The organism is Thalassospira australica (assembly GCF_044790785.1).
Taxonomy (GTDB): domain Bacteria; phylum Pseudomonadota; class Alphaproteobacteria; order Rhodospirillales; family Thalassospiraceae; genus Thalassospira; species Thalassospira australica_A.
In genome coordinates this window covers 4,004,276-4,029,309 of record NZ_CP085258.1, presented here as the reverse complement: position 1 = coordinate 4,029,309, position 25,034 = coordinate 4,004,276, and the positions used below count along the sequence as shown (strand labels likewise).

At 53.7% G+C, this 25,034-nt stretch carries 25 protein-coding genes; 22 read left to right on the top strand and 3 right to left on the bottom strand.

All coding sequences use genetic code 11. The features are described from left to right. Positions 1–23: 23 nt before the first annotated feature. Entirely contained in the window at positions 24–1,694 is a 1,671-nt protein-coding gene (locus LG297_RS18740) for a methyl-accepting chemotaxis protein (RefSeq protein ID WP_404422973.1), read from the bottom strand. 377 nt (positions 1,695–2,071) lie between these two features. Between LG297_RS18740 and LG297_RS18735 the strand changes: the two genes are divergently transcribed. The 10 genes from LG297_RS18735 to LG297_RS18690 all read left to right on the top strand — a co-directional run bounded on the left by LG297_RS18735 (position 2,072) and on the right by LG297_RS18690 (position 13,128). Then, positions 2,072–3,814, top strand: coding sequence for a DEAD/DEAH box helicase (locus LG297_RS18735; RefSeq protein ID WP_404422971.1), 1,743 nt, complete (start codon positions 2,072–2,074; stop codon positions 3,812–3,814). Positions 3,815–4,010: 196 nt separating this feature from the next. After that, positions 4,011–4,853 carry a substrate-binding periplasmic protein gene (locus LG297_RS18730; RefSeq protein WP_404422969.1) on the top strand — a complete coding sequence of 281 codons (843 nt, stop codon included), beginning with the start codon at positions 4,011–4,013 and terminating at the stop codon, positions 4,851–4,853. Between the two features lie 210 nt (positions 4,854–5,063). Further along, complete coding sequence (locus tag LG297_RS18725; RefSeq protein WP_404422967.1) at positions 5,064–6,092, top strand: DctP family TRAP transporter solute-binding subunit; 1,029 nt, start codon at positions 5,064–5,066, stop codon at positions 6,090–6,092. 106 nt (positions 6,093–6,198) lie between these two features. Next, positions 6,199–6,774 (top strand): TRAP transporter small permease, encoded by a 576-nt coding sequence (locus LG297_RS18720; protein WP_404422965.1) that lies wholly within the window; start codon positions 6,199–6,201, stop codon positions 6,772–6,774. Continuing rightward, on the top strand, positions 6,771–8,069 hold the full coding sequence (locus LG297_RS18715) for a TRAP transporter large permease (protein WP_404422963.1): 1,299 nt from the start codon (positions 6,771–6,773) through the stop codon (positions 8,067–8,069). The genes LG297_RS18720 and LG297_RS18715 overlap by 4 nt, the downstream gene beginning before the upstream one ends. Positions 8,070–8,268: 199 nt before the next feature. Further along, positions 8,269–8,733 (top strand): PaaI family thioesterase, encoded by a 465-nt coding sequence (locus LG297_RS18710; protein WP_404422961.1) that lies wholly within the window; start codon positions 8,269–8,271, stop codon positions 8,731–8,733. Between the two features lie 64 nt (positions 8,734–8,797). Then, a complete protein-coding gene (locus LG297_RS18705; RefSeq protein ID WP_404422959.1) occupies positions 8,798–9,970 on the top strand; it encodes an isovaleryl-CoA dehydrogenase in 1,173 nt (390 codons plus the stop codon). A gap of 32 nt (positions 9,971–10,002) precedes the next feature. After that, positions 10,003–11,190: an acetyl-CoA C-acyltransferase gene (locus LG297_RS18700; RefSeq protein ID WP_404422957.1), complete on the top strand. Its 1,188-nt coding sequence runs from the start codon at positions 10,003–10,005 to the stop codon at positions 11,188–11,190. Between the two features lie 106 nt (positions 11,191–11,296). Next, entirely contained in the window at positions 11,297–11,917 is a 621-nt protein-coding gene (locus tag LG297_RS18695; RefSeq protein ID WP_404422955.1) for a carbonic anhydrase, read from the top strand. A gap of 77 nt (positions 11,918–11,994) precedes the next feature. Further along, positions 11,995–13,128: an acyl-CoA dehydrogenase gene (locus tag LG297_RS18690; RefSeq protein WP_404422953.1), complete on the top strand. Its 1,134-nt coding sequence runs from the start codon at positions 11,995–11,997 to the stop codon at positions 13,126–13,128. Here the strand turns inward: LG297_RS18690 and LG297_RS18685 are convergent. After that, on the bottom strand, positions 13,125–13,580 hold the full coding sequence (locus tag LG297_RS18685; protein ID WP_404422951.1) for a hypothetical protein: 456 nt from the start codon (positions 13,578–13,580) through the stop codon (positions 13,125–13,127). The two genes, LG297_RS18690 and LG297_RS18685, sit on opposite strands and share 4 nt — an antisense overlap. 15 nt (positions 13,581–13,595) lie before the next feature. After that, positions 13,596–14,597 carry a phage shock protein operon transcriptional activator gene (gene pspF / locus LG297_RS18680; RefSeq protein ID WP_404422949.1) on the bottom strand — a complete coding sequence of 334 codons (1,002 nt, stop codon included), beginning with the start codon at positions 14,595–14,597 and terminating at the stop codon, positions 13,596–13,598. 169 nt (positions 14,598–14,766) lie between these two features. On the opposite strand from pspF, the gene pspA reads away from it, so the two are divergent. From pspA to LG297_RS18620, 12 genes are all read left to right on the top strand, one after another. Beyond that, complete coding sequence (pspA, locus tag LG297_RS18675) at positions 14,767–15,432, top strand: phage shock protein PspA (protein ID WP_404422947.1); 666 nt, start codon at positions 14,767–14,769, stop codon at positions 15,430–15,432. A 70-nt stretch (positions 15,433–15,502) separates the two neighbouring features. Next, entirely contained in the window at positions 15,503–15,751 is a 249-nt protein-coding gene (gene pspB / locus LG297_RS18670) for an envelope stress response membrane protein PspB (protein ID WP_404422945.1), read from the top strand. Beyond that, positions 15,748–16,326, top strand: coding sequence for a PspC domain-containing protein (locus LG297_RS18665; protein WP_404422943.1), 579 nt, complete (start codon positions 15,748–15,750; stop codon positions 16,324–16,326). Before pspB ends, LG297_RS18665 begins: the two co-directional genes overlap by 4 nt. A gap of 261 nt (positions 16,327–16,587) precedes the next feature. Further along, positions 16,588–17,964: an ATP-binding protein gene (locus tag LG297_RS18660; RefSeq protein ID WP_404422941.1), complete on the top strand. Its 1,377-nt coding sequence runs from the start codon at positions 16,588–16,590 to the stop codon at positions 17,962–17,964. 103 nt (positions 17,965–18,067) lie between these two features. After that, positions 18,068–18,637 carry an EndoU domain-containing protein gene (locus tag LG297_RS18655; protein WP_404422939.1) on the top strand — a complete coding sequence of 190 codons (570 nt, stop codon included), beginning with the start codon at positions 18,068–18,070 and terminating at the stop codon, positions 18,635–18,637. A gap of 22 nt (positions 18,638–18,659) precedes the next feature. Continuing rightward, the gene (locus LG297_RS18650; protein ID WP_404422937.1) at positions 18,660–18,992 is read left to right on the top strand and encodes a hypothetical protein; all 333 of its coding nucleotides are present in this window, start codon (positions 18,660–18,662) and stop codon (positions 18,990–18,992) included. A gap of 62 nt (positions 18,993–19,054) precedes the next feature. Further along, positions 19,055–20,185 carry a serine hydrolase domain-containing protein gene (locus tag LG297_RS18645; RefSeq protein WP_404422935.1) on the top strand — a complete coding sequence of 377 codons (1,131 nt, stop codon included), beginning with the start codon at positions 19,055–19,057 and terminating at the stop codon, positions 20,183–20,185. 192 nt (positions 20,186–20,377) lie between these two features. Beyond that, positions 20,378–20,785: a MarR family winged helix-turn-helix transcriptional regulator gene (locus tag LG297_RS18640; protein ID WP_404422933.1), complete on the top strand. Its 408-nt coding sequence runs from the start codon at positions 20,378–20,380 to the stop codon at positions 20,783–20,785. A gap of 15 nt (positions 20,786–20,800) precedes the next feature. Next, positions 20,801–22,894 carry an FUSC family protein gene (locus LG297_RS18635; protein WP_404422931.1) on the top strand — a complete coding sequence of 698 codons (2,094 nt, stop codon included), beginning with the start codon at positions 20,801–20,803 and terminating at the stop codon, positions 22,892–22,894. Next, positions 22,891–23,094 carry a DUF1656 domain-containing protein gene (locus LG297_RS18630; RefSeq protein ID WP_404422929.1) on the top strand — a complete coding sequence of 68 codons (204 nt, stop codon included), beginning with the start codon at positions 22,891–22,893 and terminating at the stop codon, positions 23,092–23,094. Before LG297_RS18635 ends, LG297_RS18630 begins: the two co-directional genes overlap by 4 nt. Before the next feature lie 8 nt (positions 23,095–23,102). Further along, on the top strand, positions 23,103–23,996 hold the full coding sequence (locus tag LG297_RS18625) for an efflux RND transporter periplasmic adaptor subunit (RefSeq protein WP_404422927.1): 894 nt from the start codon (positions 23,103–23,105) through the stop codon (positions 23,994–23,996). 144 nt (positions 23,997–24,140) lie between these two features. Then, positions 24,141–25,019 carry an HpcH/HpaI aldolase/citrate lyase family protein gene (locus LG297_RS18620; RefSeq protein ID WP_404422925.1) on the top strand — a complete coding sequence of 293 codons (879 nt, stop codon included), beginning with the start codon at positions 24,141–24,143 and terminating at the stop codon, positions 25,017–25,019. Positions 25,020–25,034: the final 15 nt, after the last annotated feature.

Below are 25,034 nucleotides of genomic sequence, written 5' to 3'. Positions count from 1 at the left end.
TGAGGCTATTTTCTTCGCAGGAATCAGTTCTCAGCTTGCTTGATCAGATCGTTCGAGAAGCGGTGAATGATCTGGGTCAGTTCCGACGAACGCGATGACAGTTCTTCGGACGCATTGCGCAGATCGCCCGCATGGGTCGTCGTGCTTTGGGCGTTTTTCATGGTTTGATCGACACTATAGGAAATCTGTTTTACACCATCCGCACTGCGATTGGCGTTGCCAGCGATTTCCTGGGTTGCGGCGCCCTGTTCCTCGATTGCTGCTGCGATCGCAGTTGACGCCGAACGAACCTGATCAATGGTTTCGGACACTCGCGAAATGCCGGTAACAGCCCGCTCGGTGCCTTCAACAATGCCATTGATCTGGGCTGCAATTTCCTCGGTCGCGCGTCCGGTTTGGGTGGCAAGGTTTTTGACCTCGCTTGCGACAACGGCAAAGCCCTTGCCGGCATCGCCCGCGCGGGCGGCCTCGATGGTGGCGTTCAGAGCCAGAAGGTTGGTCTGACCTGCGATGTCGTTGATCAGGCTGACGATTTCCTTGATCTTGTCGACGGCTTCGGACAGGCCGCCAACATCGTCGGACGCGCTTTGGCTTTCATGGGTTGCGCGTTCGACAGTATTCGACATCTGGGTAATCTGAACGTTGATTTCCGTGATTGAGGAAGAAAGTTCCTCGGTTGCGGCGGCAACCGCGTCAACATTCTGCGAAACCGATCCGGCAGCAGATGCAACCTGCTGGCTTTGATCAAGGATGCCCTCGGCGTTGTGCGACATATTGATTGCAAGTTCGCTACTGCGTTTGACCGACTGGTCGAGCGCACCGGCAATCCCGCCGACTTCGCTTTCGAGTTTCTGCGCGATATTGCGAATATTGGTGCGACGTTCTTCTTCGGCTTTTTGTTTCTGGAACGCGGCATCTTTTTCAAGTTGCTGGGCCTGTGCCGATTTATCGCGCAGCGCAAGTACGCCCGATGCCATGTCCCCGATTTCGGTAAAGTTGGACTCTGTATCGACCGGTGCCTGATAATTGCCTTCGGCAATCGTTGCAATCGAACGGTTCAGCCCGACGATGCTTTTGGTAATGCGGGTTCCGACAAACCAGGACAGGATGCCTGCGATGACGATTGCAATTACGGAAATGATTGCAATCCTTTGCATCACAGACTGAAATTCTGCGCTAACGTCATCCATGTAGACGCCAGCACCAAGTGCCCAGTTCCAGCCTGGAATCGGGCGGACATAGGCGGCTTTTTCGACCAGTGTTTCACCCATGCCCGGCTTTTTGGTTTCATAGGTAATGACGCCACCACCTGCCTTGGCGGTGCTGACGATCATTTGGCGGACCTTGCTGTCGGGATTGCATTTTCCAACATCATCGGGGCTGAGCGGATCGAGAACCATGCAATGGCCGTAATCGGAGGCGTAGATATAGTTCTCGCCATCGAAACGATAGGCATTCAGAAGAGCCAGAACCTCGGTCTTGGCGGCATTTTCATCCATTTCGCCAGATTCGACCTTGGCAATATATGAGTTAACGATAGTAACTGCGCCTTCGGTCAGGTGTTCGATCTGTTCGAACTTCCCGTTTCGCAGGCTGCTTTGATAATTCAGTGCCACCGTTGCGATAATCGCGATCAGCGTCAGCAGGCAGATCGCCGGAATTGAGAAAATCCCCGTAACAACCCGAAACCGCATTGTCCGTCCCCTTGAGTGTGAGTTTAACCGACCGATAATGCACACAAATTTGATATCGATAGATTAATTCGACGTTACATATGGGAACGGAAAATGCGTTTTTGCATGGCTGCCCGGCGCAGGGATTGATTGACTTTCTTTCGGCACACCTGTATTACCCGCTCCATTCCTTCGCTTGTAGGGCAGATTGAGCTGTCAGGAACTGTGTGAAAAGGCGAGGGCGGCTATGACGTGATGACGTCATGGCCTCATCATATGCCTCTCATGCAGGGTCCGTGGCTGCGGCAATTTTTGCTGTACACCGGTCGCTATTGCTGTCGAGCTGGCAAATCATGGCGCGAACATGGCGCCGACCGGATATTGAAGGACTTTCCTTTATGACTAATTTTGACGGGCTCAACCTTATCGAGCCCCTGCTGCGCAACGTTGAAGCTTCGGGTTTCACCGCACCGACCGAGATTCAGGCAAAAACCATTCCGGCTTTGCTTGAAGGTCGTGACCTGATGGGTATTTCCCAGACGGGCGGTGGTAAAACCGCTGCATTCTGCCTGCCGCTGCTGCAGCGTCTTGCTGAAAACCCGAAACGCCCGGCACCGGGCCAGCCGCGCGCGCTTATTCTGGCACCGACGCGTGAATTGGTGAACCAGATCGGTCAGTGTCTGCGTGATTTCAAAAAAGGCATTCGCCTGTTTTCATCTGTTGTTTATGGTGGCTCGCCGATGGGTCCGCAGATTCAGGAACTCCGCCGTGGCGTTGACATCCTGGTGGCGACCCCGGGTCGTCTGCTTGACCATATGTCGCGTAACACCATCCGCTTCGACGATATCGAAGTTTTCGTCCTTGATGAAGCCGACCGTATGCTCGATATGGGCTTCTCGGAGGACGTTCTGACCGTTGCCGAAGTGCTGCCGCGTGATCACCAGACGGTGATGTTCTCGGCAACCATGCCGCCAGCTGTCAAACATCTCACCGACCGTCTGCTGAATAATCCGGTCAAGGTTGAAACTGCACCGCAGTCGAGCGTTACCGAGCGTGTAACCCAGCGTGGCATGTTTGTGAAACGTCACGACAAGACCTCGCTTCTGGTTCAGTTGCTGAAACGTCAGGAAAGCGAACGCGTTCTGGTTTTCACCAAAACCAAAGCCGATGCGGATGAGCTGTCGTTCCAGCTGCGCGATGAAGGTGTCGATACCGATGCCATTCATGGCGACAAACAGCAGCGCATCCGTCAGAAAATCCTGCGGAATTTCCGTAATGGCCAGTTCCCGGTTCTGATTGCAACCGACGTTGCTGCGCGCGGCATCGACGTTCCGGGTATTACGCATGTCATCAACTATGATTTGCCGACCGATCCGGAAAACTATGTTCACCGCATTGGCCGTACCGGTCGTGGCAGTGCCGAAGGTATTGCGATTTCGTTCTGCGAACCGCGCGACGTTCGTCATCTTCGCAATATCGAACGCGTGATCGGCCAGCAGGTCGAGATCGACGAAGATCATGAATTCCATTCGGCTCCTCCGGCCCGTTCGTCGGGCGGCGGCGGTCGTGATGGTGCCCGTGGTGGTCGCGGCGGATTTGGCGGCGCCCGTGATGGCGGTCGTGGTCGTGGCGGTTTCGGTGGCGGTCGTGACGGTGGTCGCGATGCCGGCCGTGGCGGTCGCGGTGGTTTTGCCGGTGGTCGTGATGGCGCGCGTGATGGTGCGCGCCGTTTCGAAGGTGATCGCGAAGGCGGTCGTCGTTTTGGCCAGTCCGATCAGCCGCGTGGTGATCGTCCGGCACGTGGTGACCGTAATGATCGTGGTGGTGACCGTTTTGATCGTAAGCCGCGTTTTGATCGCGCAGCAGCCGATCAGCGACCGGATCGTGCAGAACGTACCGAACGCAATGATCGTACGGAACGTTCTGATCGTGGTACCAACTTCCGCCCGCGGGGCGAAGGTGCTGTACCGGCTCGTGATGGCGAGCGTCGTTTTGCTGACAAGCCGCGAGGCGAACGTGGTTTCAAAAATCGTGATCGCGATACGCGTGGTCGTGACTTCAGTGATCGTCCGCGTCGCGCCGAAGGCGTTCGTAGCGAAGGCCGTGGTGGCAATCAGGGCATGAAACGTCGCTCGGCCTGAAAACCTGAAAATATCGAAAGGAAGCCCTCATTCATTGGGGGCTTCTTTTTTTATGCTATCCTGCGGTTGGGGAAACGTTGCGGCAATGTGCCGAAAAACGCGTACCCGACGATGAATATGTCAAAGTGCCTTCCTACATTACATCGTAAAACAATCGACGTTGTGCGTTCGATGATGCTGTTGGAGAGTGGTAGACATGCAATTGGTTACCCGGGCACGGTGTGCTGCAACTGTTTGTGTTGCGGCCATTCTGGCGACAGGAATTGCGCACGCTGATGAAGCCGCCGGGTATCAAATACCCGGAACCGGAGGCGACCGTGATTGCACCCGGCTTCTCGCGTCGGGCAATCCGGATTATCCCCCCTATCTTTGGCCAGCCAATGATGGCAGCAATCACCTGATCGGAGCGGCAGCGGATTTTCTGATGCGTGTCGGTGAGGTTGCCGGTGTTGAAATCGAGGTGGTCAATACCGGCAGTTGGGGGCGCGTGCAGCAAAACATGCGCGAAGGCAGTATCGATTTGATTGCCGGCGCATTTTTCACGCTGCCACGTCTTGAATACATGGACTATTTCTATCCTGCCTTTCTGGGCACCCGGACGGTAATCTGGACCAAGGATAATATCGATATCGACTATGGCCGCTGGGAAGACTTGCGTGGGCTTGAAGGCTTGACTGTAATCAATAACAGCTTTGGCCAGGAGTTTGATAGCTATGCCGCAGAAAACCTGACAATACGTGAAGTACCAAGCCTTGAGCAGGGGCTTCGCATGCTTGAACGTGATCGGGCCGAATATCTGATCTATGAGGAATTTCCCGGCAAGGCTTTTGCTGCACGCGAGAATATCAAGGATATTCAAAGCTACGATACGCCAGTCAGCGAGGAGGACCTGTATCTGACAATGTCGCACAGATCGCCTTGCAATACCGGTGAGATGCGCGGACGTATCGCGCAGGCGCTTTTCACTTTGGTGACCGGCAAAGTGGTTGACGAAATGATGAATGCCAATATCGCCCGATGGGGGGCAGGAACCAACTAGGTTTGGCATATCTCATCCAAAGTGGCAGTGTGGTTTTCTGGTTATGTCGGGATAGTTGGTTCGGAATATAAGCTGGGGATTTATTTTGTGGTGAATTCCGCAAAATCCGGGCCTTCAAGGTTGTTATCGAGACATAAGTCATATTAAATTCGGTCCTCAGGGAAACTTAATTTCCTAAAAGAAACAAATCATTCCGGGAGGACGGAAATCATGAAATTTGTAAAAGTGCTCTCCGCGCTTGCTTTTGGCGCGGCTCTGTCGATGTCTGCGACTGCCTATGCAAACGATTACAAATCGGAATACAAGGTTTCGACCGTTCTGGGGTCGCCCTTCCCGTGGGGGGAGGCTGCGGAAAAATGGGCTGAACTGGTGGCCGAGCGCACCGATGGCCGTATTAATCTGAAAGTTTACCCGAATGCGCAGCTGGTGGCCGGTGACCAGACGAAGGAATTCACCGCAATGCGTCAGGGCATTATTGATATGGCGGTGGGGTCGACGATCAACTGGTCTCCGCAGGTGAAGGAACTGAATCTCTTTTCCCTGCCGTTCCTGATGCCCGATTATGCTGCGATGGATGCCCTGACCCGGGGGCCGGTGGGTGAACAGATTTTTGAGGCGGTCCGGCGTCAGGGTATTGTGCCGCTTGGCTGGTCGGAGAACGGCTTCCGTGAAGTGACCAACTCCAAGCATGCGATTTCTGAACCCGCAGACCTTGACGGTCTTAAAATGCGTGTGGTCGGGTCGCCGCTTTATAACGATACTTTTACCGCCCTTGGGGCCAACCCGACGCAGATGAGCTGGGCGGATGCCAAGCCGGCCCTGACAACGGGGGCTGTTGACGGACAGGAGAACCCGTTGAACGTTTATGATGCCGCCAAAATGGATACGGCCGGTCAGACCTATGTGACATTGTGGCACTATGTTGCTGATCCGCTGATCTTTGCATCCAATGAACGGGTATGGGAGTCATTCACCCCGGAGGATCAGGAAATTGTCAAACAGGCGGCAATTGATGCAGGTGCCTATGGCATTGAACTGGCACGAAAGGGGACAACGGCAGACGACCAGTCCCTGATCGAGGATCTGAAGGCGCGCGGTGCAGAGATCACCGAACTGACCGATGAACAGCGCCAGAAATTTGTCGATGCCACCCGCGAGGTTTATCGCAAGTGGAAAGATCGTATCGGTGCTGATCTGGTTGATATGGCCGAAAAATCGATTGCCGACCGCGCCAACTAAAAGACAAACAGGTAAATGAAATACTGCCGTTCATTGCCGGTTCTTAAGGCAGTGAACGGTGTCTTTTGCTTGTTTTGTGTATCTGTTTGTTTGAAAGGCCCCTGCCGTGGCGGATCGTGACGGAATCCCGATTGAATTTTCAGCCGAACCACCGGGCGAAAACGACCCCGGCGCAATGTCCGATAGCGGTGCGCCAGGCAAAAGCATCAAGGTCGAAGAAGCTTTTGCGGCTCTTGCGATGGGGCTGATTTGCCTGATCAGCCTTGCCAATGTGGTGGTGCGTTACCTGACCGATGCATCCTTTGCCTTTACCGAGGAATTTTCAGTATTCCTGCTGGTGGTCATGACCCTTTTGGGGGCATCCGTCGCCTTTGCCCGGAATGAACATATCCGCATTACGTTTTTCCTTGAAAGATTTCCAAGGTCCGTGCGTCTGCTTGCCGAGTTGATCACACTGATGATTACGACCTTGCTGTTTTCAATGATCGTTTATTACGGCGCACTTTTTGCCCTTGATGAATATAATTACGGCGAAATATCCGCAGGACTAGGTTATCCCAGCTGGCTTTATTCGGTTTGGCTGCCGATGCTTGCGGCGCTGATCCTTGTCCGGGTTTTGATCAGGGCATGGCGTGTGATGCGCGCGGCAAGGCAATCAACCCGACCGGGGAGGCCGTCATGATGACCGCCAGTCTTGCATTGATCGCAGCATTTGTCATTTTGCTGTTTATCGGTACGCCAATCGCGGTCGCCCTTGGTTTTGCGGGGGTGGTGGGCATTTATTTCGGACTGGATGTCTATGCGTTGGCAACGGTAGGGACCAACACTTATAACGGGATTGCCAAATATCCGCTGATCGCCATTCCGTTGTTTATCCTGACCGGAATGATTTTCGAACGATCCGGGGTAGCCAAAAGTCTTGTGGATTTTGCCAGCGCCATTGTCGGGCCGCGTCGTGGCGGGCTGGCTGTGGTGGCGGTGCTTGTCTGCATGATGATGGGGGGAATGTCCGGATCGGGACCGGCTGATGCGGCGGCGGTTGCGATGGTTATGATTCCGTCGATGATGCGATCAGGATATCCCAAAGAATTTTCCGCCAGTATCATCGCAGCGGGGGCATCAACCGCAATCCTGATCCCGCCGTCTGTTGCTTTGATCGTTTATTCCCTGATCGTGCCAGGGACGGATTTGCGCGCATTGTTTGCCGGCGGAATGATCCCCGGGCTCCTGGCCGGGGTGGCGATCATCATTCCGGCGTTGCTTCTGTCTCGTAAACATAACTTCGGTGCGGCAGAGGAAGGTTCCAAGATTCCGCTTGGGCCAGCCTTTGTGCGGGCCATTCCGGCATTGCTTGCCCCGGTGATCATTCTTGGCGGGTTGCGTACGGGGCTGTTTACGCCGACCGAGGCGGCGGTGGTAACGGTGGCCTATGGGCTTCTGATCGGTATTTTCATATACCGTAGCATGCGGTGGCGCGATCTTTATCGCCTGTTGGTCGATTCCGCAGTGACATCAGGTGTGATCATGCTGATCATGACGCTGGCGGGGATTTTTGCGTGGGCAGGTGCGACGCTTGGTACGTTCGATATGGCGGCCAAAGCGTTGCTTGGCTTGTCAGATAACGAGCATGTCCTGCTTGCCTTGATCATGATTTTCCTGCTGTTGGCCGGTATGGTTCTTGATGGTGTTTCGATCTATCTGATTACCCTGCCTCTTTTGATGCCGATCATGGCCGCGTTCGATTGGAGCCCGGTATGGTTCGGGGTCGTTATGGCGATGAATATTGCGATTGGCCAGTTTACACCGCCGGTTGCTGTGAACCTGATGGTGACATCCCGTATCGCAGGTATTCCGCTGGAGCGGACTGTTCCATGGACCTTATGGCTAGTGTTGTCGATGGCGATTGCTATGGCACTGGTTATCATTTTTCCGCAACTGGTTACCTGGTTGCCTGAAACACTTGGCTATCAGACCTGAATAGCCAAGTGTTTAAATTCCTTTAGGCAACGGTGGATTCTGGATGCGCCATTGTTGTTTCAGGACCGGAATATAAATCGGTATAATGATGCGGATTTAATTTGACGTTAACGTAAACGTCAACTACAACAGAGTCGCGTCATACTTTGCCATTTCCGGCATCGGGTCGGGATGGCGGCAGGCAGGACAGGATCGCGACATGGCACAGTTTGAGCCACAAAATCCGAACTATGATACCGAAGTTCGGCACAGGTTTCGCCAACAGCCCTATAATCTTTCAATCGGGGCCGAAGTTACCGATGTGAAGCCGGGTCGGGTCGAAATTGTGGTTCCGTCGCGTGCTGACTTGATTCAGCATAACGGATATTTCCACGGTGGCCTGATTGCGGGACTTGCCGATATTGCGGGCGGATTTGCTGGTTGGAGCCTTGTTGCCGACGATCAGGGCATGCTGACCATCGAATACAAGATTAATATCGTCGCACCCGGAATTGGTCATGAACTGCGTGCGGTTGGCGAGGTTGTTTCGCGTGGCCGGTCGATCATTGTCACGCACATTAATGTTTTCGGCGTTAAGGATGGTGCATCGGTTTTATGCGCGACCTCGCTTCAGACGCTGAAAGTCATGAAGCTGCCGCCTGAACTTCTGGGCGATGCAGCCTGAGCCTTAAGTCGGACCCCGTTCCCGTAAACAAAACAGAACTCCATTCCAGGGCAGGATAGTCACCATGGCATTTTTCGAATTTCCCGGATTGAAATTTGATCTTGGCGAGACCGCAGAAGCGATCCGCGAAACCGTTTCATCCTTTGCCGAGGCCGAAATCGCGCCGCGTGCTGCCGAAATTGATGAAAAAAACGAGTTTCCCAACGATCTTTGGCGCAAGTTTGGCGATCTCGGTCTGCTCGGCATGACTGTTTCCGAAGAGGATGGCGGAACCGGGCTTGGTTATCTTGAACACGTGATCGCCATGGAAGAAATCAGCCGTGCATCGGCGTCGGTTGCGCTTTCATACGGTGCACATTCGAACCTGTGCGTCAATCAGATCAAGCGCAATGCCAATGCCGAGCAAAAGGCAAGGTATCTTCCGAAACTGATGACTGGTGAACATGTCGGTGCGCTTGCCATGAGCGAACCGGGGTCCGGTTCCGATGTGGTTTCGATGAAACTGCGCGCCGAGAAAAGGGGTGACCGTTTCATTCTGAACGGGAACAAGATGTGGATCACCAATGGTCCGGATGCGGATACGCTGGTGGTTTATGCCAAAACGGATATGGATGCCGGGCCCAAAGGTATTACGGCCTTCATTATCGAAAAGGGTTTCAAGGGTTTCTCGACGGCGCAGAAGCTCGATAAACTGGGGATGCGGGGCTCCAACACCTGCGAGTTGGTGTTTCAGGATTGCGAAGTCCCGGAAGAAAATATTCTGGGCAACCTGAATGGTGGCGTTCGTGTTTTGATGAGTGGTCTTGATTATGAGCGTGTCGTTCTGGCCGCCGGACCAACCGGTATCATGCGGGCCTGTATGGATGTGGTGGTGCCTTATATCCACGAACGCAAACAGTTTGGCAAGGCGATTGGCGAATTCCAGCTGATGCAGGGCAAGATTGCCGACATGTATACCACAATGAATGCCTGTCGCGCCTATGTTTACGAAGTCGCCAAGGCGTGCGATCGTGGCGAAACATCGCGCAAGGATGCCGCCGGTGTGATCCTTTATGCTGCGGAAAAAGCGACCTGGATGGCGCTAGAAGCCATTCAGACACTGGGTGGCAATGGCTATATCAATGAATATCCGACCGGTCGCCTGTTGCGAGATGCCAAGCTTTATGAAATCGGTGCGGGAACAAGCGAAATCCGCCGGATGCTGATTGGCCGCGAGCTTTTTGGTGAAACCGCTTAACCCGTCCCACTTCGGAATACAGGACCAAAGTCATGAACAGTTCAGATCCCATCGTTATTGTTTCCTGCGCCCGTACCCCGATGGGGGGCATGCAGGGTGATTTCGCGACCGTTACCGCATCCGAACTGGGCGGGGTTGCCATCAAGGCCGCATTGGAACGTGGTGGGGTTGCTGCTAACGATGTTGACGAAGTCATTATGGGTAACGTTCTGCCCGCGGGTCAGGGACAAGCCCCGGCACGTCAGGCCGCATGGAAGGCCGGCATCCCGCGTTCTGCTGGTGCAACCACAATCAACAAGATGTGCGGATCGGGCATGAAGGCCGTGATGTTCGCCCATGATATTCTGTGCGCAGGCAGTGCCGGTGTCATGGTTGTCGGTGGCATGGAAAGCATGACCAATGCGCCGTTCCTGTTGCCCAATATGCGCAGTGGTCAGCGTTACGGACATACCGGGGTTTACGACCATATGGCGCTGGACGGGCTTGAAGATGCCTATGAAAAAGGTCGTTCGATGGGCACTTTTGCCGAGGCGACGGTGGATAAATACGGCTTTACTCGCGAACAGCAGGATGATTACGCGATCACGTCCCTGACGCGCGCGCAGAATGCGGCGAGTGCGGGGCATTTTGATGCAGAAATCGCTCCGGTATCTTTCACCTCCCGCAAGGGCGATGTGACGGTTTCCGCCGATGAGCAGCCCCCCAAGGCCAAGCCTGAGAAAATCCCGACTTTGCGTCCGGCCTTTCGCAAGGATGGCACGGTAACAGCCGCTCATTCGGCCTCCATTTCGGACGGAGCGGCGGCAATGGTAATGATGCGCCAGTCCGAAGCAGAAAAACGTGGTTTGAAACCTTTGGCGAAAATCATGGGACATGCAACCCATGCACAAGAGCCCTGCTGGTTCACGACCGCCCCGATTGACTCGATCAAAAAAGTGTTGGCGAAAACCGGTTGGTCCAAGGACGACGTTGACCTTTGGGAAATCAACGAAGCCTTTGCGGTGGTGGCAATGGCCGCCATGCGCGATCTCGACCTTGATCATGGCAAAGTCAATATCCATGGCGGTGCCTGTGCGCTTGGTCATCCGATTGGTGCGACCGGTGCACGTCTGCTGGTGACTTTGATTCATGCACTTAAAACTCATGGTGGAGCCAAGGGGGTGGCATCACTTTGCATTGGTGGTGGCGAAGCAACTGCGGTCGCGATAGAGCTTTTGTGAGCTAGATTAAAGTTGTTCTAAAAATCAGTGATTGGGGCTACCAACTTGCGCGAATTCACCCTATTTTGTCGCCAGAGTGATTGACGAGGATGAGGGAATTCGCGTGATGTCAAAACCGACAGTCGACCGGATGCTTGCCGGATTTAAAAGCTTCAAGGCGATGTATTACGAGCAACGCCCTGAACGAGTAGAAGATTTGGTCAATATGGGCCAAAAACCGGAAGTTCTGCTGATTGCCTGTTCGGACTCCCGTGTTGATCCGGCGATTCTGACCAATGCCGAACCGGGTGAGATGTTCGTCGTTCGTAACGTGGCAAACTTGGTGCCGCCTTATGAGCCTGACGAGAATTATCATGGGACGTCGGCGGCGATCGAATTTGCCGTTCGCGATCTTAAGGTCAAGGATATCGTTATTCTTGGCCATTCGGGATGTGGCGGTATGGCGGCCCTGGTCGAGCATGGTGACGCGGGCAAGGTGCCTGATCGTGACTTTATCGGTGAATGGGTCAGTATTGCGAAATGCTGCCTCCATCACGGGCCGGATGTGGACAAGGTGTCCCGGCATTCGATCCGCAACTCGCTTGGAAATTTGATGACTTTCCCGTTCATCAAGGAACGGGTCGAAGCCGGTGACCTTAACCTGCATGGTTGGTGGTACGGCATGAAAGAGGGCATCCTGTGGCGCTTTGATGCCCAACAGGACAAGTTTGTGCAGGGCGAAGAATAAGCGCTAGCCTGATCCATAGGTTCCAACCTGTTCCGATCACATGGCCGGTGCATCGCCCAATGGGGAGGATGGCCGCCATGCGGTTGGAAGAACATCAGATCATGGTGCGCGATACCGCGCGTGAGTTCGCCGAAAATGAACTCAAACCTCATGCCGCAAAATGGGATATCCACCATACCTTCCCGGCCGAAGCGATTGCCGGGCTGGGTGAGCTTGGCTTTTTGGGCATGCTTGTACCCGAGGAGTATGGCGGGGCGGGTATGGATCATGTCGCCTATGCGTTGGCCCTTGAAGAAATTGCTGCGGGCGACGGTGCAACATCGACCATCATTTCGGTCCACAATTCGGTCGGTTGCATGCCAATCCTGAAGTTCGGCACCGAAAATCAGAAAGAAAAATATCTGGTGCCGATGGCGCGCGGCGAAAAGATCGGTGCATTTTGCCTGACCGAACCGCAGGCTGGATCGGATGCCAGTGCACTGCGCATGCGTGCCGTGCGCGACGGTGATCACTGGGTTCTGAACGGTTCAAAACAATTCATCACATCGGGCAGTGAAGGCGATGTTGCGATTGTCTTTGCCGTGACGGACCCGGATGCAGGTAAACGCGGCATTTCCGCCTTTATCGTACCCACCGACACGCCGGGCTATGTGGTGTCACGGGTCGAGGAAAAGCTTGGCCAGAATGCATCGGATACCTGCCAGATCACCTTTGTTGAATGCCGCGTTCCGGCGGAAAATATGCTGGGTGAAGAAGGTCAGGGGTACAAGATCGCGCTTGCGAACCTTGAGGGCGGGCGCATCGGCATTGCCGCCCAGTCGGTCGGCATGGCGCGCGCCGCGTTCGAAGCTGCGCGCGATTACGCCAATGAGCGCGAGACGTTCGGCAAAAAGATCATCGAACATCAGGCGGTGGCATTCCGCCTTGCCGATATGGCAACCAAGATTGATGCGGCACGTTTGCTGGTCAATCGTGCCGCGGCACTGCGCGATGATAGAAAGCCCTGTTTGACCGAGGCCTGCATGGCCAAAATGTTTGCATCCGAAATTGCCGAAGAAGTCTGTTCGGCGGCAATTCAGATTCATGGCGGATACGGCTATCTGAAGGACTTCCCGGTCGAACGCATCTATCGCGATGTCCGGGTTTGCCAGATTTATGAGGGCACATCCGATATCCAGCGCATGGTGATCGCGCGATCCCTGGCCGATTAAGTGCCGGGTGGTGGGCCAAATCGATCCAGATAACGTTCGGCACGGGGCAGCGCGTTGTGAAAAAACTGATCGGGTTCGCGCAACCAGAGGCCTTTGATTTCCTTTGATTTTTTCTCCGATATCAGAACGTTGCGAGGTAGCAGGGTAAGTTCGGCGTTCCATCCCGGCCAGCGTTGCCTTGCTCGCTTGAAGTAATGGGAGATCAGGTCGGTACGTTTGCTGTAACCATGATAATCAAACGCCCACTCGTTCCAGATGACGATGATATGGTTGCCGGTATAATCTTCAGACGGCCGGAGCCAGAGTGGTTGCATCGTGCTTGTTGCGTGCTGTTCGAGAAAGGCGTGTGCGAGAATGTGACAGGCACCGCAGGCAAAAAAGACCCTGTCGGGCAGGTTCCAGCGTTTGACAGGATCGGATTTGCAGTAATCTGCGGTACGGGGCTGATACATTCCTGTGTTCCGGGTCTATTTTCCGGGAAGCAGATTGTGTTTGTCGAGCAATCGGCGGAACTGATGATAATTCAGGCCAAGTTGTTTGGCAGCTTCGGTCTGATTGTTTGCATTGTTTGCCAGTGCCTTCTCCAGAAGGAGAATTTCAAAGGCTGCGACTTCTGATTTAAAGTCTGTGTTGGCACCGTCTCCTGACATCGGGGTTTCGGTCTTGGCTGGTTCGGTTTTGCTCCCGGTTTCGCTCCAGATGCCCGCAAACGGATCAAGGACGATACGTGCAATCGGATTTTCATCATCTTCAGCCAGATAAAGGCTGCGTTCAACTACGTTGCGCAATTCGCGGACATTACCCGGCCATGAATGGCTAAGGAGTTGTCGGGCGGCGGCAGGGGTAAACCCGGCAAAGACCGAACGGGACAGGCGTTTGGTCATTTCAAGAGCAAATTGTTCGGCCAACGGCAGGATGTCATCGGACCGTTCGCGTAGCGGCGGTACGGCAATGACATCAAAAGCCAGTCGGTCGAGCAGGTCGGCGCGAAATTTCCCCTGATGAGCCAGTTCGCGCAGATTTTCATTGGTGACGCCAATCACGCGGGCATCAACTTCGATGACCTCCGCTCCACCAACGCGCTCGATCTCGCCATACTCGACAACGCGCAGAAGCTTCTCCTGCACCATCGGGCTGGCAGTAGCGATTTCATCAAGGATGATGGTGCCGCCATGTGCGCGTTCAAATCGGCCAATATGACGTTTGGTCGCCCCGGTAAACGCGCCGGCTTCGTGACCAAACAACTCGGTATCAAGCAGGCTTTCGGTCAGGGCTGCGCAATTGACCTTGACCAGCGGGCCGCCCCAGCGACGGGACAGATAGTGCAGGCGTGAAGCAATCAGTTCCTTGCCCGACCCCCGTTCGCCGATCACCAGACATGGGCGTTCAATTGGCGCCAGACGTGAAACATGTTCAAGAGCCGCCAGAAAAACCGGGTCTTCGCCCAATATTGGTTGCAAATTATCCATTTCGCGAAAAACGTTATCGAAAATCGACAATAAAGTCGCGGAAAATATAATTTCGCAAAGACGGGAAATCACTAAGCTATTGATTATACTGAAAACTAAAACTGGCACGCTGCCTGCAATAATGAGATCAGAATTTGTGCGTCCCCCGTATTCTTAAGGAGATCAGACAATGGGCGTGTTTTCGCGTTTGTCCGATATCGTAAATGCCAATATCAACTCGCTTCTGGATCGTGCCGAAGACCCGGAGAAAATGGTTCGACTGATGATCCAGGAAATGGAAGATACCCTGGTTGAAGTTCGTTCCGCCGCGGTCAAGGCGATTGCCGACAAGAAAGAAGTCGAGCGCAAGCTCAAGAAGCTTCATGACGGTCAGCTTGAGTGGGAAGGCAAGGCAGAATTTGCCATTTCCAAAGGTCGCGATGATCTGGCGAAAGGTGCGCTGATGGCGCGTCGCCGTCTGGCCGACCAGAGTGTCGTGCTGGAGCGTGAGCTTGAAGTGATCGAGGAAACGCTTGGCAAGTTTGACGATGACTTGAACAAGCTTCAGAACAAGCTTAACGAAGCCAAGGGCAAGCAACGTGCAGTCGAAATCCGCATGCAGACCGCCGAAAAGCGTGTCAAGATGCGTGAAAAGCTGCATTCGGGCCAAATCGACGAAGCACTTCTGCGCTATGAGCAGATGGAGCGCCGTATCGATGAACTTGAAGCCGGTGCAGACTCCTGGGATCTTGGCCGTGGCCAGAGCCTTGAGGAGCAGTTCGAGGATCTCGAAGCCGAGCTTGGGATCGAGGATGACCTCAAGGAGCTCAAGGCGCGGGTCAAACAAGACAAATAATCGGTGTTTGCGTGTTTCGTCTCAAGAAGATCTGAAGCCGCAGCCAGAATAAAAGGTTGATCAGACAGTCATGTGGGCGATTGCGATACCCCTTATTGTGTTCATCAGCGTTGTGGGACCGGTATGGGTCGTGTTTCACTACATTACCGTCTGGAAACGGATGAAAGCCGATCAGCGCAAAACCGATCCGGCGGAGCTTGCCCGGGAAAAGGAAGCGGTATCCGCCCTTAAAGGCCGGGCCGAGCGACTGGAAAACCGGATCGAAACACTTGAACGCCTGTTGGATGCCGAGGTTGTCGAATGGAGGAACAGGATATGACTGCACAGCAAGCTGCTGCCGGTGCCGGCTATCAGCGCGGTCACAAGAAACATCGTCATGGCGGTTGTCGTGTCCGGCGTCATGATCAGGACGGCAAGGAATGCCATGGCGTAATTGGCCGTACGACCCGCGGGATCGCGGAAAAGTTCGGTATCCCGCGCAAAGGGGTTCTGATCGCCTTCATCCTGATCCTGATTTTCAGTTTCCCAGTCGGGGTTCTGCTGTTTGCTCTTGCCTGGGCCTATGTGCATCATCCTGAATGGTTTGATGGTCTGCGCGGGAGGTTTCGCGGGGCTGGTCGCCCGGGTTCATATAACGCGTCAGCCACACAGGCTGATGCGACAGAAGAGCGTCCGACCATGGGGGTCGATTTTGAAGAGCCATGGATGGATGAACTTCGCGAGAAATTTGATGATCTCGAACGTCGGACCGGTTCGATGGAGGGTTATGTAGCCTCCGGTGATTACCGGCTCACCTCAGAGCTTGAAAAGATGAAAAAGGACGATACCGTCGGCAAGAATGATGCCAATGGTAAAGCTGACGACGTTTCATCCTCCCCCAACGATAAAGCTTAACGCATGCTGGGATGATGCCGGTATCAATCCCCCCCCCTGCCTTGCAGTGATATTGCATAGTATCCAGCATTGCCTCCTGACCGGGCCTGTTTCGCAGGTCCGGTTTCTTTTTGGGATTTGGGTGTGATCGCAAGTATTTGCTGAAAACTATCGAAATAGCGTTTATCGCTATACCTAATTTAAAGGTTTTACCGGTTATTCTGAAGCCGAACGTGCGATGGGCATGCCGGAGAATCAGCCGGAAAACGGGGTGGGGTGATAATGGCGACCATGATTGAACATCCGGGCGAGCAGGATTTCCTGCATCGGCTGATGCTTGATAATCCTTGGTGGGATGGCATCACCGATGATCTGGTTCATGGCCTGCCACAACGTACCTTTTTCAAGCGGTTATGGGCTGCTGTTGAAAAGAACGACGGGCAAAAGGCCGTCATCCTGACCGGGCCACGCGGTGTTGGTAAAACCGTCATGCTGCGTCAGGCGGTGGCGGAATTACTAAATGCTGATACGCCGCGACGTCATGTTTGCTATATCTCGCTTGAGCATCCGCTGTTTCTTGAAATCGATTTGCCGCGATTGCCAAAGCTTCTGCGTTCCATGCGGGGCATATCGGCGGATCATCCACTATGGCTGTTTATCGATGAAGTTTCCTACCAGCGTGACTGGGAAGATCGGCTGGCGAAATTGTTGGTCGCTGATCCGATGTTACGCGTGGTGGCCGTAAGTGCGTTGGCACCAAATCCGGACTCGCTTGGCCATATTCAAAGTCTGTTTTTGCCCCCCTTCAGCTTTGCCGAATATCTTGAACAGCGTGGTATCGCACCTTCGGAGGTCCTGCCGCAAACGCCCAATGTCGGGCGTTATACCGCCGATATTCCCGATGGTTTGATCGAACTGAACGATTTGTTTGAGGCCTATATCCATGAGGGAGGTTTTCATGACCGCGAGGGGGAGGCGGGTGCGATCCATCGGTCGCTTCATTCCGACCTTCCGGGATTACACGGCATTTCAAGTCCGTCGGATTTGCATCGTTTGTTTGTGCTGCTGGCTTATAACACCGGTGCGGAATTCTCGATCGAGATGCTGGCACGCGAACTTGATATCGCCAAAAATACGCTGCGTCGTTATCTCGAATATCTTGAAAGTGCCTGGCTGGTGCGCAGGCTTGAGCGTGTCGACCAGGATGCCAAGCCGTTCCAGCGTGCTGTTGCGTTCAAGGTGCATCTGATCCATCCGGGCCTTCGGACCGGCCTGATCGGTGCCAAGGCGATGGATAGCGGAACGATCACCCGATTGGCTGAAACCGCGATCCAGACCCAGTTCCTGACGTCGAGTGCCGGGCTTGAAAGCCTTTATTACGCGCGCTGGGGGCATTATGAGGTGCCGTTTGTCTTTCTTGACCGGCGTAGCGGTACGCCACTTTTTGCCTATAATTGCCTGTGGCGTGACGAGGGTATTCGAAAACCAAAGGAAATCCGCGCACTGGTCAATTTCCGCACCAGTCATGCCTTGCCGCTTGGGGCATTCGTCCTGACCAAGGCGCAATGGCACGGCGGTAAAATCGGTGGCGTGCCGATGCGCTTTGAACCTGCGAGTGTCCTGGCACTTCGGATCGGGCTGGAATTCTCGCAGATCTGAACAGCGTTACAATGCCGGGTTGGTGGCGTTTGTTTCGGGCAGTATGCTGCGGCCCCGACGGTGGCGGCAGGAACTGCACAGGACAAGACAAAGGAGGTCGTTTATGACGACACTTTCAAAGCTTTCCCAAACTTTTGCAGCTGCGATTCTGATGGTTTGCGGGATATTTATGATCAATATCGTGCCTGCAACGGCTCAGGTTGTGTGCCCGGTCGGCACGATCACAAATGCCGGCTTGCCCGATATTAATGGCGATCACGTTTTCTGTGGCGAAATTAACAGCAAGGGCAAGGCTGTCGGTTTCCATTCCCGTCCCGGCGGAAACAATCCTGCGGGTGGGAGCATAACGAATATTGTAATTACCCAGCCAGCGAACCCTATGGGAATTTACAATATATCCTTTCAAAAGAACGGGGTTCAGAAATCGATATCGACAATGTTCCCCGACAGCTGTTCCCAGGATGAGGTCGTGAACTCCATTCTTTATGCGGAAGCCAATCAGGAAGCCTGTCCGACCGGAGCGCCCGGCTGGGTGGTGTGCGGGAAAAACCGACCCGATCCGGTGATGGCCACACAAGGGCCGTATTGTGAAGGCGATGACGATCCAAACCGTTTCTATGTTGCGCTAGGGATTAATGGCGGAAACATCAACACCGCGTTCCCGCTACGTTAACCTTGAAATGTGAGGCTTGAAGATGGCAGGCGGTGAAATGATGGTACCCGATTGGCCTGGCAGGATTGTTGGCGATGAAGGGCATGATCGCATCGCCGCCTGTCTTGTTATGGATATTCAGAATGCGCCGGAATGGGCGCAAATCGTGCTTGATCGGGTGGATGCCGTAATCAATGGCAGTGAAGGCCATTGGGAGATGGTAATGAATGCCTATATTTTAAAAATGGATCCGGCAATTTGCGAAATTGCCCCGGCATATGAAGAACAGGGCGAAGAGATTGTCTGGGTTCCGTCTGCGGAGTTTCGTGCGGCATTGGTTGCATGGATAAAACAGATGGATCAGTCAGCAGGTTAACCAGCAGATAATCAATTTGATCAATGCTGGCGCCGAATTTGACGTTTTGTGGGGACAAAATCGTGATTGCAGGCATTTGGCGGCTTTGGGTGCCGGTATTCTTTGTGCTGGTCATCGCATTATCGGTATCGCAAGCGGCACATGCCGAGGAGAAAGCAGAACCGGGCGATCCGCTTGTCAAATTTCTGCGCCAATATGTCGAACAGGCCGGTCTGCCGGGCGGTGTGATTGGCATTGGCTATGGTGGCGGTCAAATGCGCTTTGCCGCGACCGGTTATGCATCGGTAAATCCCGACAAAGGCATGACGCGCGATAAGCAATTCTATATCGGGTCGCTTACAAAGATGATGACGGCGGTGGTTGTTTTGCAGCTGGCATCTGAAAAGCGGATCAATCTTGCGGACCCGATTGCCAAATGGCTTCCTGCGGAATTCCGCGACAAGATTGCCAATGCCAATGTTGCGACCATCCGTGATCTGTTGCGCAACAGTTCGGGCATTCCCGATTATCTGGATGGAGAGTTCTTTTTTGAACTGGTTGGGCGCGATCCGCAGCACGGATGGCGCAATCGCGAGTTACTACCGCTAATCGCAGAGCGGGAAGCGCATTTCAAACCCGGAACGCAATATAACCCGTCCAACAGCAACTATATCCTGCTGGGTGTCTTGATCGAACAGGTCGAAGGCGATCACATCGAAGCGGTGTTCAATCGGCGGATTTTTGAGCCCGCCGAAATGCGCAATACATCCTTTGGCCGGTATCCGCGACCTGATGATCTGGCGCGTGGTTTCGATGATGCCAATGGGGATGGCAACCTTGAAGACGTTACCGATTTTGATGTTGGTGATCAGTTGGCCGATGGCGGGGTGATTTCAACCGCAGAAGATCTTTTGAAATTCGGGCGGGCACTGTTTGCCGATGGTATTTTACTGGGCGCGAACGGCCTGGAGCGGGCGACGACCGATACATTGTTTGCCGGCGAAGGTTCTTATGGCTATGGCATGATGATCGGCAATACTGATTGGGGGCCGGTCTGGGGGCATGACGGAATCTATTTTGGTTATTCCGCAGAATTTTCATGGTTTCCCAAACAGAATGTCGCGATTGTTTTCCTGTCCAACGGGCGGGCATTGAACGAGGTCCCGCCTGTGACGGGTTTGCTGTTGTCGGGGCTGTTTGGTAAGGCGCAATAGCTCAAAACAATTTAATATATTGAAATTAATTGGTTAATTGTTCGCTGCTAGGATACGGGTGGATATTTATGCTCACAGCGCATAACTGATAGAATTATAATAGTTAGAATCCTATCTAATTTTTCTGTTATGCTCTGCGTCATGGAAAACAATAATCTCGATACTCCTTATCTGAGTCTTGGAAGCACGTTGATGCGTGTCGCACGTTGCTGGCGGCGCGAGATTGACCGCACATTGCAATCGCATGGCTTGTCTCAAACCATGGTGATGCCCCTGATCGTTCTGAATCGTGCAAACGGGCCGGTGCGTCAGGGACTGATTGCCGATGAAATAGGGGTCGAGGGGCCGTCGCTTGTGCGAGTTATTGATGCGCTTGAGCGTGACGGGCTTATTTCGCGGATTTCCGATCCCGTTGATCGTCGCGCCAAAATGGTTGCGCTGACAGCATCAGGTAAAGACAAGGCCGCCGAGATCGAAATTATTCTTGCCGATATTCGGAACGAACTTACGGTCGATATCGACCCCGAAAATCTTGCGACCACGCTTGATGTCCTGCAGCAATTGCTTGGCAAGCTGGCGGATCGTGAGACAAACGTCTAGGGTAGGGAGGATAACGTGTTTGCAAATATCCTTGCCCTTCGGCCAGCAGGTTCAGACTGGTTATTTTCGGCAAAAACCTTTGTTGCCTCCGTACTTGCGCTGTTTATCGCATTGGCATTTGATCTTGATCGACCAGTCTGGGCAATGGCGACGGTTTATATCGTTGCCCATCCTCTGTCCGGTGTTCTGGCGTCCAAAGCACTTTATCGTGTTGTCGGAACGTTTATTGGGGCGGTTGCGGCCATTGTATTGGTGCCCAGCCTTGTGAATGCACCGGTTTTGCTCTCGCTTGCGCTTGCCCTTTGGGTTGGTGGCTGTCTTTATTTGTCGCGTCTGGACCGTACGCCCAAAAGCTATCTTTTCATGCTGGCGGGTTATACTGCGTCGATTGTCGGTTTTCCGTGCGTAACGGACCCCGGAATTATTTTTGATACGGCCGTAGCGCGCGTCCAGGAAATTTCGCTTGGCATCATTTGTGCCACACTGGTCAGTCATATCATTTTTCCACGCCATGTCGGCCCGGTAGTTGCGGCACGGATTGATAGCTGGATGGAGGATATTGCCGAACTGGCAAAGCTGAGTTTTGATGCCGGTTCCGATCCGGACAAGCTCCATCATGATCGGACACGCATTGCGGCAGATATTGGTGAGTTGCACGGGCTTGCCGTCCATTTGGGGTATGAAAAATCCCGGTTTGCGGGGCGAACCCGTCAATTGCAGGCCCTGCAAAGTGCGATAGCGGCTCTTTTGCCCGTGCTTTATGCCGTTCATGACAGAATATCGGCACTTGTCGATCACTGTGGAGTCATACCCAGAGATTTGCAGGCCATTCTGGACGATGTTGCCATTCATATGGCAACCGGTCACTACGATGGTTCTGCAGTGCAGGAACTTCATGCACGAATTGCCAAATACGGGACTGTGTTTTCGAATGCGACGGAATGGGACGGTCTTTTACAGCTTAATCTCTGTAACAGGTTGCATCGGCTTTTGAATTTTCATTCCGATTGCTGCCAGTTGTGGGATGGTTTGCGTGTTGACGATGTCCCGTCCGAAGTTGTCGAACGCTGGCGTGATAGCGCACAGGACCGGGCTTTGCATCGCGATTATGGTGTTGCGTTCCGGTCCGGTATGACGGCGGTGATTGCAACCTTGCTGGTATGCGGCTTCTGGATTATGACGGCTTGGCCTTCGGGCGGGACGGCGGCGATGATGGCAGCCGTTGGTGCCAGTATCATGTCATTCCTTGATAATCCGGTTCCGGCATTAAAGGGATTCATCCGATATACCGCGATGGCAATTGTTGTCGTGATTATATACAGCCTTGCAATTTTGCCTGGTATTGATGGCTTCCCGCTTCTGGTGATGGCATTTGCGCCCTATTTCCTTTTGCTTGGTGTGCTTATGACATCGCCGCAGACCTATGGGTTTGGTCTGGCGATGCTGGTCAATGTTGTGATGATTCTGAATATCGACACAAGTTACAGCAGCGATTTTGCGACTTTGCTTGATGGGGGAATTGCATCGCTTGCCGGTTTTGCGGTTGCTGCGGTCGTAACGGCCTTTGTGCGCAGCGTGACAGTCGATGCCAGCATTCGGCGTCTGGTGATGTCAAACTGGCGCGATATCAGTGCAATCGCGCGCGGAACGGTCAGTTTGCCGAGAATGGTCATGATCCGCCGGTTGCTGGATCGGCAGGGCTTGATTTTGCCTCGGCTGGCACTCGCACCAGACCATCGCGACACCCTGATGCGCGCAATGCCCGAAGTTTCGATCGCGGCCAGCATTTATGATTTGCGTCGTTTCAGGGCTCTGGCGGATCGGCGCATTGCAAGCAAGCTGGATGTCGTTTTACGAAACATGGCACGTCATTTCGATAGCCGTCGCCGTGACTTCTCCGTGTTGCCTGATCCGGTGATCGTTGAAGAAGTCGACAATATCTTGCGCGACATGGTGGCGGTTTCGCCTTCGCCGCTGCGTGACAAATTGCTGATCCCGTTGATTGCGTTGCGTCGTGCCTTGTCACGGACCGGTGCGCCAAGGCTGGATCGCCCGGCAGAAAAGGCATTTATGCCCGGTCTGCCGCCCCTGATGGGAGAAACCGCATGATCAATCCGATGATCGATATTTATGGCGTGTTTGTACCCGCCTTTCTGATGATGGCGCTTGGCGCCTGGTTCTGCCTGAAAGTGCTGCATGTCGGCCTTGCGCGGATCGGTTTTTACAAGATAACCGCGCATCCCGCTTTAACGGATCTGGCCCTGTTTGTGCTGATCCTGACAGCACTTTCGGTCCTGTTTGTTCAATAGGTGACGATATGAAACTGACCTTTGCCAATTTTCTTCGCGTTCTGGTGACACTCGTTCTTGTTCTGGCGGCATCCGCTGGCGGTTATCAGCTTTATGATTACTACATGAATTCCCCATGGACTAGGGATGGTCGGGTTAGTGCCGACGTTGTGGCAATTGCGCCTGACATCTCAGGGTTGGTCAGCGAGGTAAACGTCACTGACAACCAGATTGTTCATGCCGGGGATCTGCTGTTTTCCATTGATCCCGCTCGTTATCAGGTGGCCGTCGATCAGGCACAGGCAAAACTTGAAAGTGCCATTGCCGCACGTGATCAGGCCAAGCGTGAAGTGAAACGCTATCAGGGGCTTGATAGCGACGTTGTGTCGCGCCAGAAAAAAGAACAGGTTGCGACCAGTCTTGCGACCGCACAGGCGGATATGGATCTGGCCAAGGCCGATCTTGACCTTGCGATTTTGAATCTGGCGCGTACCAAGGTTGTTGCCCCGGTTGATGGCATCCTGACGAATTTCTCGTTGCGTCCGGGGAACTATGTTGGTGCAGGGCAGGCGATTGCTGCCCTGGTCGATAGCCAGTCATTCTATGTCGCTGGCTATTTCGAAGAAACCAAACTGCCGCGTATCGCAATCGGTGACCAGGTCGAAGTCCGTTTGATGGGGGAGGATAACGCTATTTACGGCCATGTCGTCAGCATTGCGGGCGGTATTCAGGATAGTGAACGGTCAGGGACTGGCGGTAGTCTTGCAAATGTTAAACCTACCTTCAGCTGGGTCCGCCTGGCGCAGCGCGTGCCGGTGCGTGTATCTTTGGATGATATCCCTGAAAATATCCGGTTGGTTGCAGGACGGAGTGCGACGGTAACGGTATTGGAAGCGCATGGTACGGCCTTTCCAAGGCTTTGATACAGGTGGCCGTTCGGCCATTTTGTGATCGCCAATGTTATGCCGCAGCGCAAAAGATGGCTTGCAGTGCAAAACAAGTTTCGGTAATTTTCGAAAACAATAACGATAATTATTGAACAAAAATTATCAAACGGGAGATTCCAGATGGCTGCAATCGCACGTCCACGTCGCAGTGTTCTTTATATGCCGGGCTCCAACGCCCGGGCGCTCGAAAAGGGACGCAGCCTGCCTGCTGATGGCCTGATCCTTGATCTTGAGGATGCCGTGGCCCCTGATGCAAAGGACGTGGCGCGCGATCAGATCGTTTCCGCCTTGGCGGAAGGCGGCTATGGCAAACGTGAAATCCAGATCAGGACCAACGGATTAAATACCCCTTGGGGATATGCCGATATCGTGGCTGCGGCCAAAACATCGGCCGATGCCATTTTGCTGCCGAAGGTGGAAAGTGCCGATACTGTTCGACAGGTCGCAACCATCATGGAAGCCGAAGGCGCGCACGCAGATATGCGTATCTGGTGCATGATGGAAACGCCGCTTGCGATGCTTGATGCCAGGGAAATCGCAGGGGCTCATCCGCGTCTTGGCGGTTTTGTGATGGGGACATCCGATCTGGCAAAGGACCTTAATTGTGCCCATACGCCCGATCGGTTGCCGATGATCACAAGTCTTGGTCTTTGTCTGCTGGCGGCACGTGCCTATGGCCTTGCGATTCTTGATGGTGTTTATCTTGATCTTTCGGACGATGAAGGCTTCGTTGCGTCCTGTAAGCAGGGGCGCGAAATGGGATTTGATGGCAAGACATTGATCCATCCTAAAACCATTGCGACCGCCAACACCGCATTTGCCCCGACCGAAAGCGAAATTGCCTGGGCACGCAAAATCATTGCCGCGCATCAGGAAGCGGCACAAGAGGGCAAGGGGGTTGTCGTGGTGGATGGCAAGCTGATCGAGAATTTGCACGTGGTTTCAGCCAAGCGTTTGGTCGCGATGGCCGACCAGATTGCGGAAATGGATGCGGCCTGAAACGGCGTCATAGCC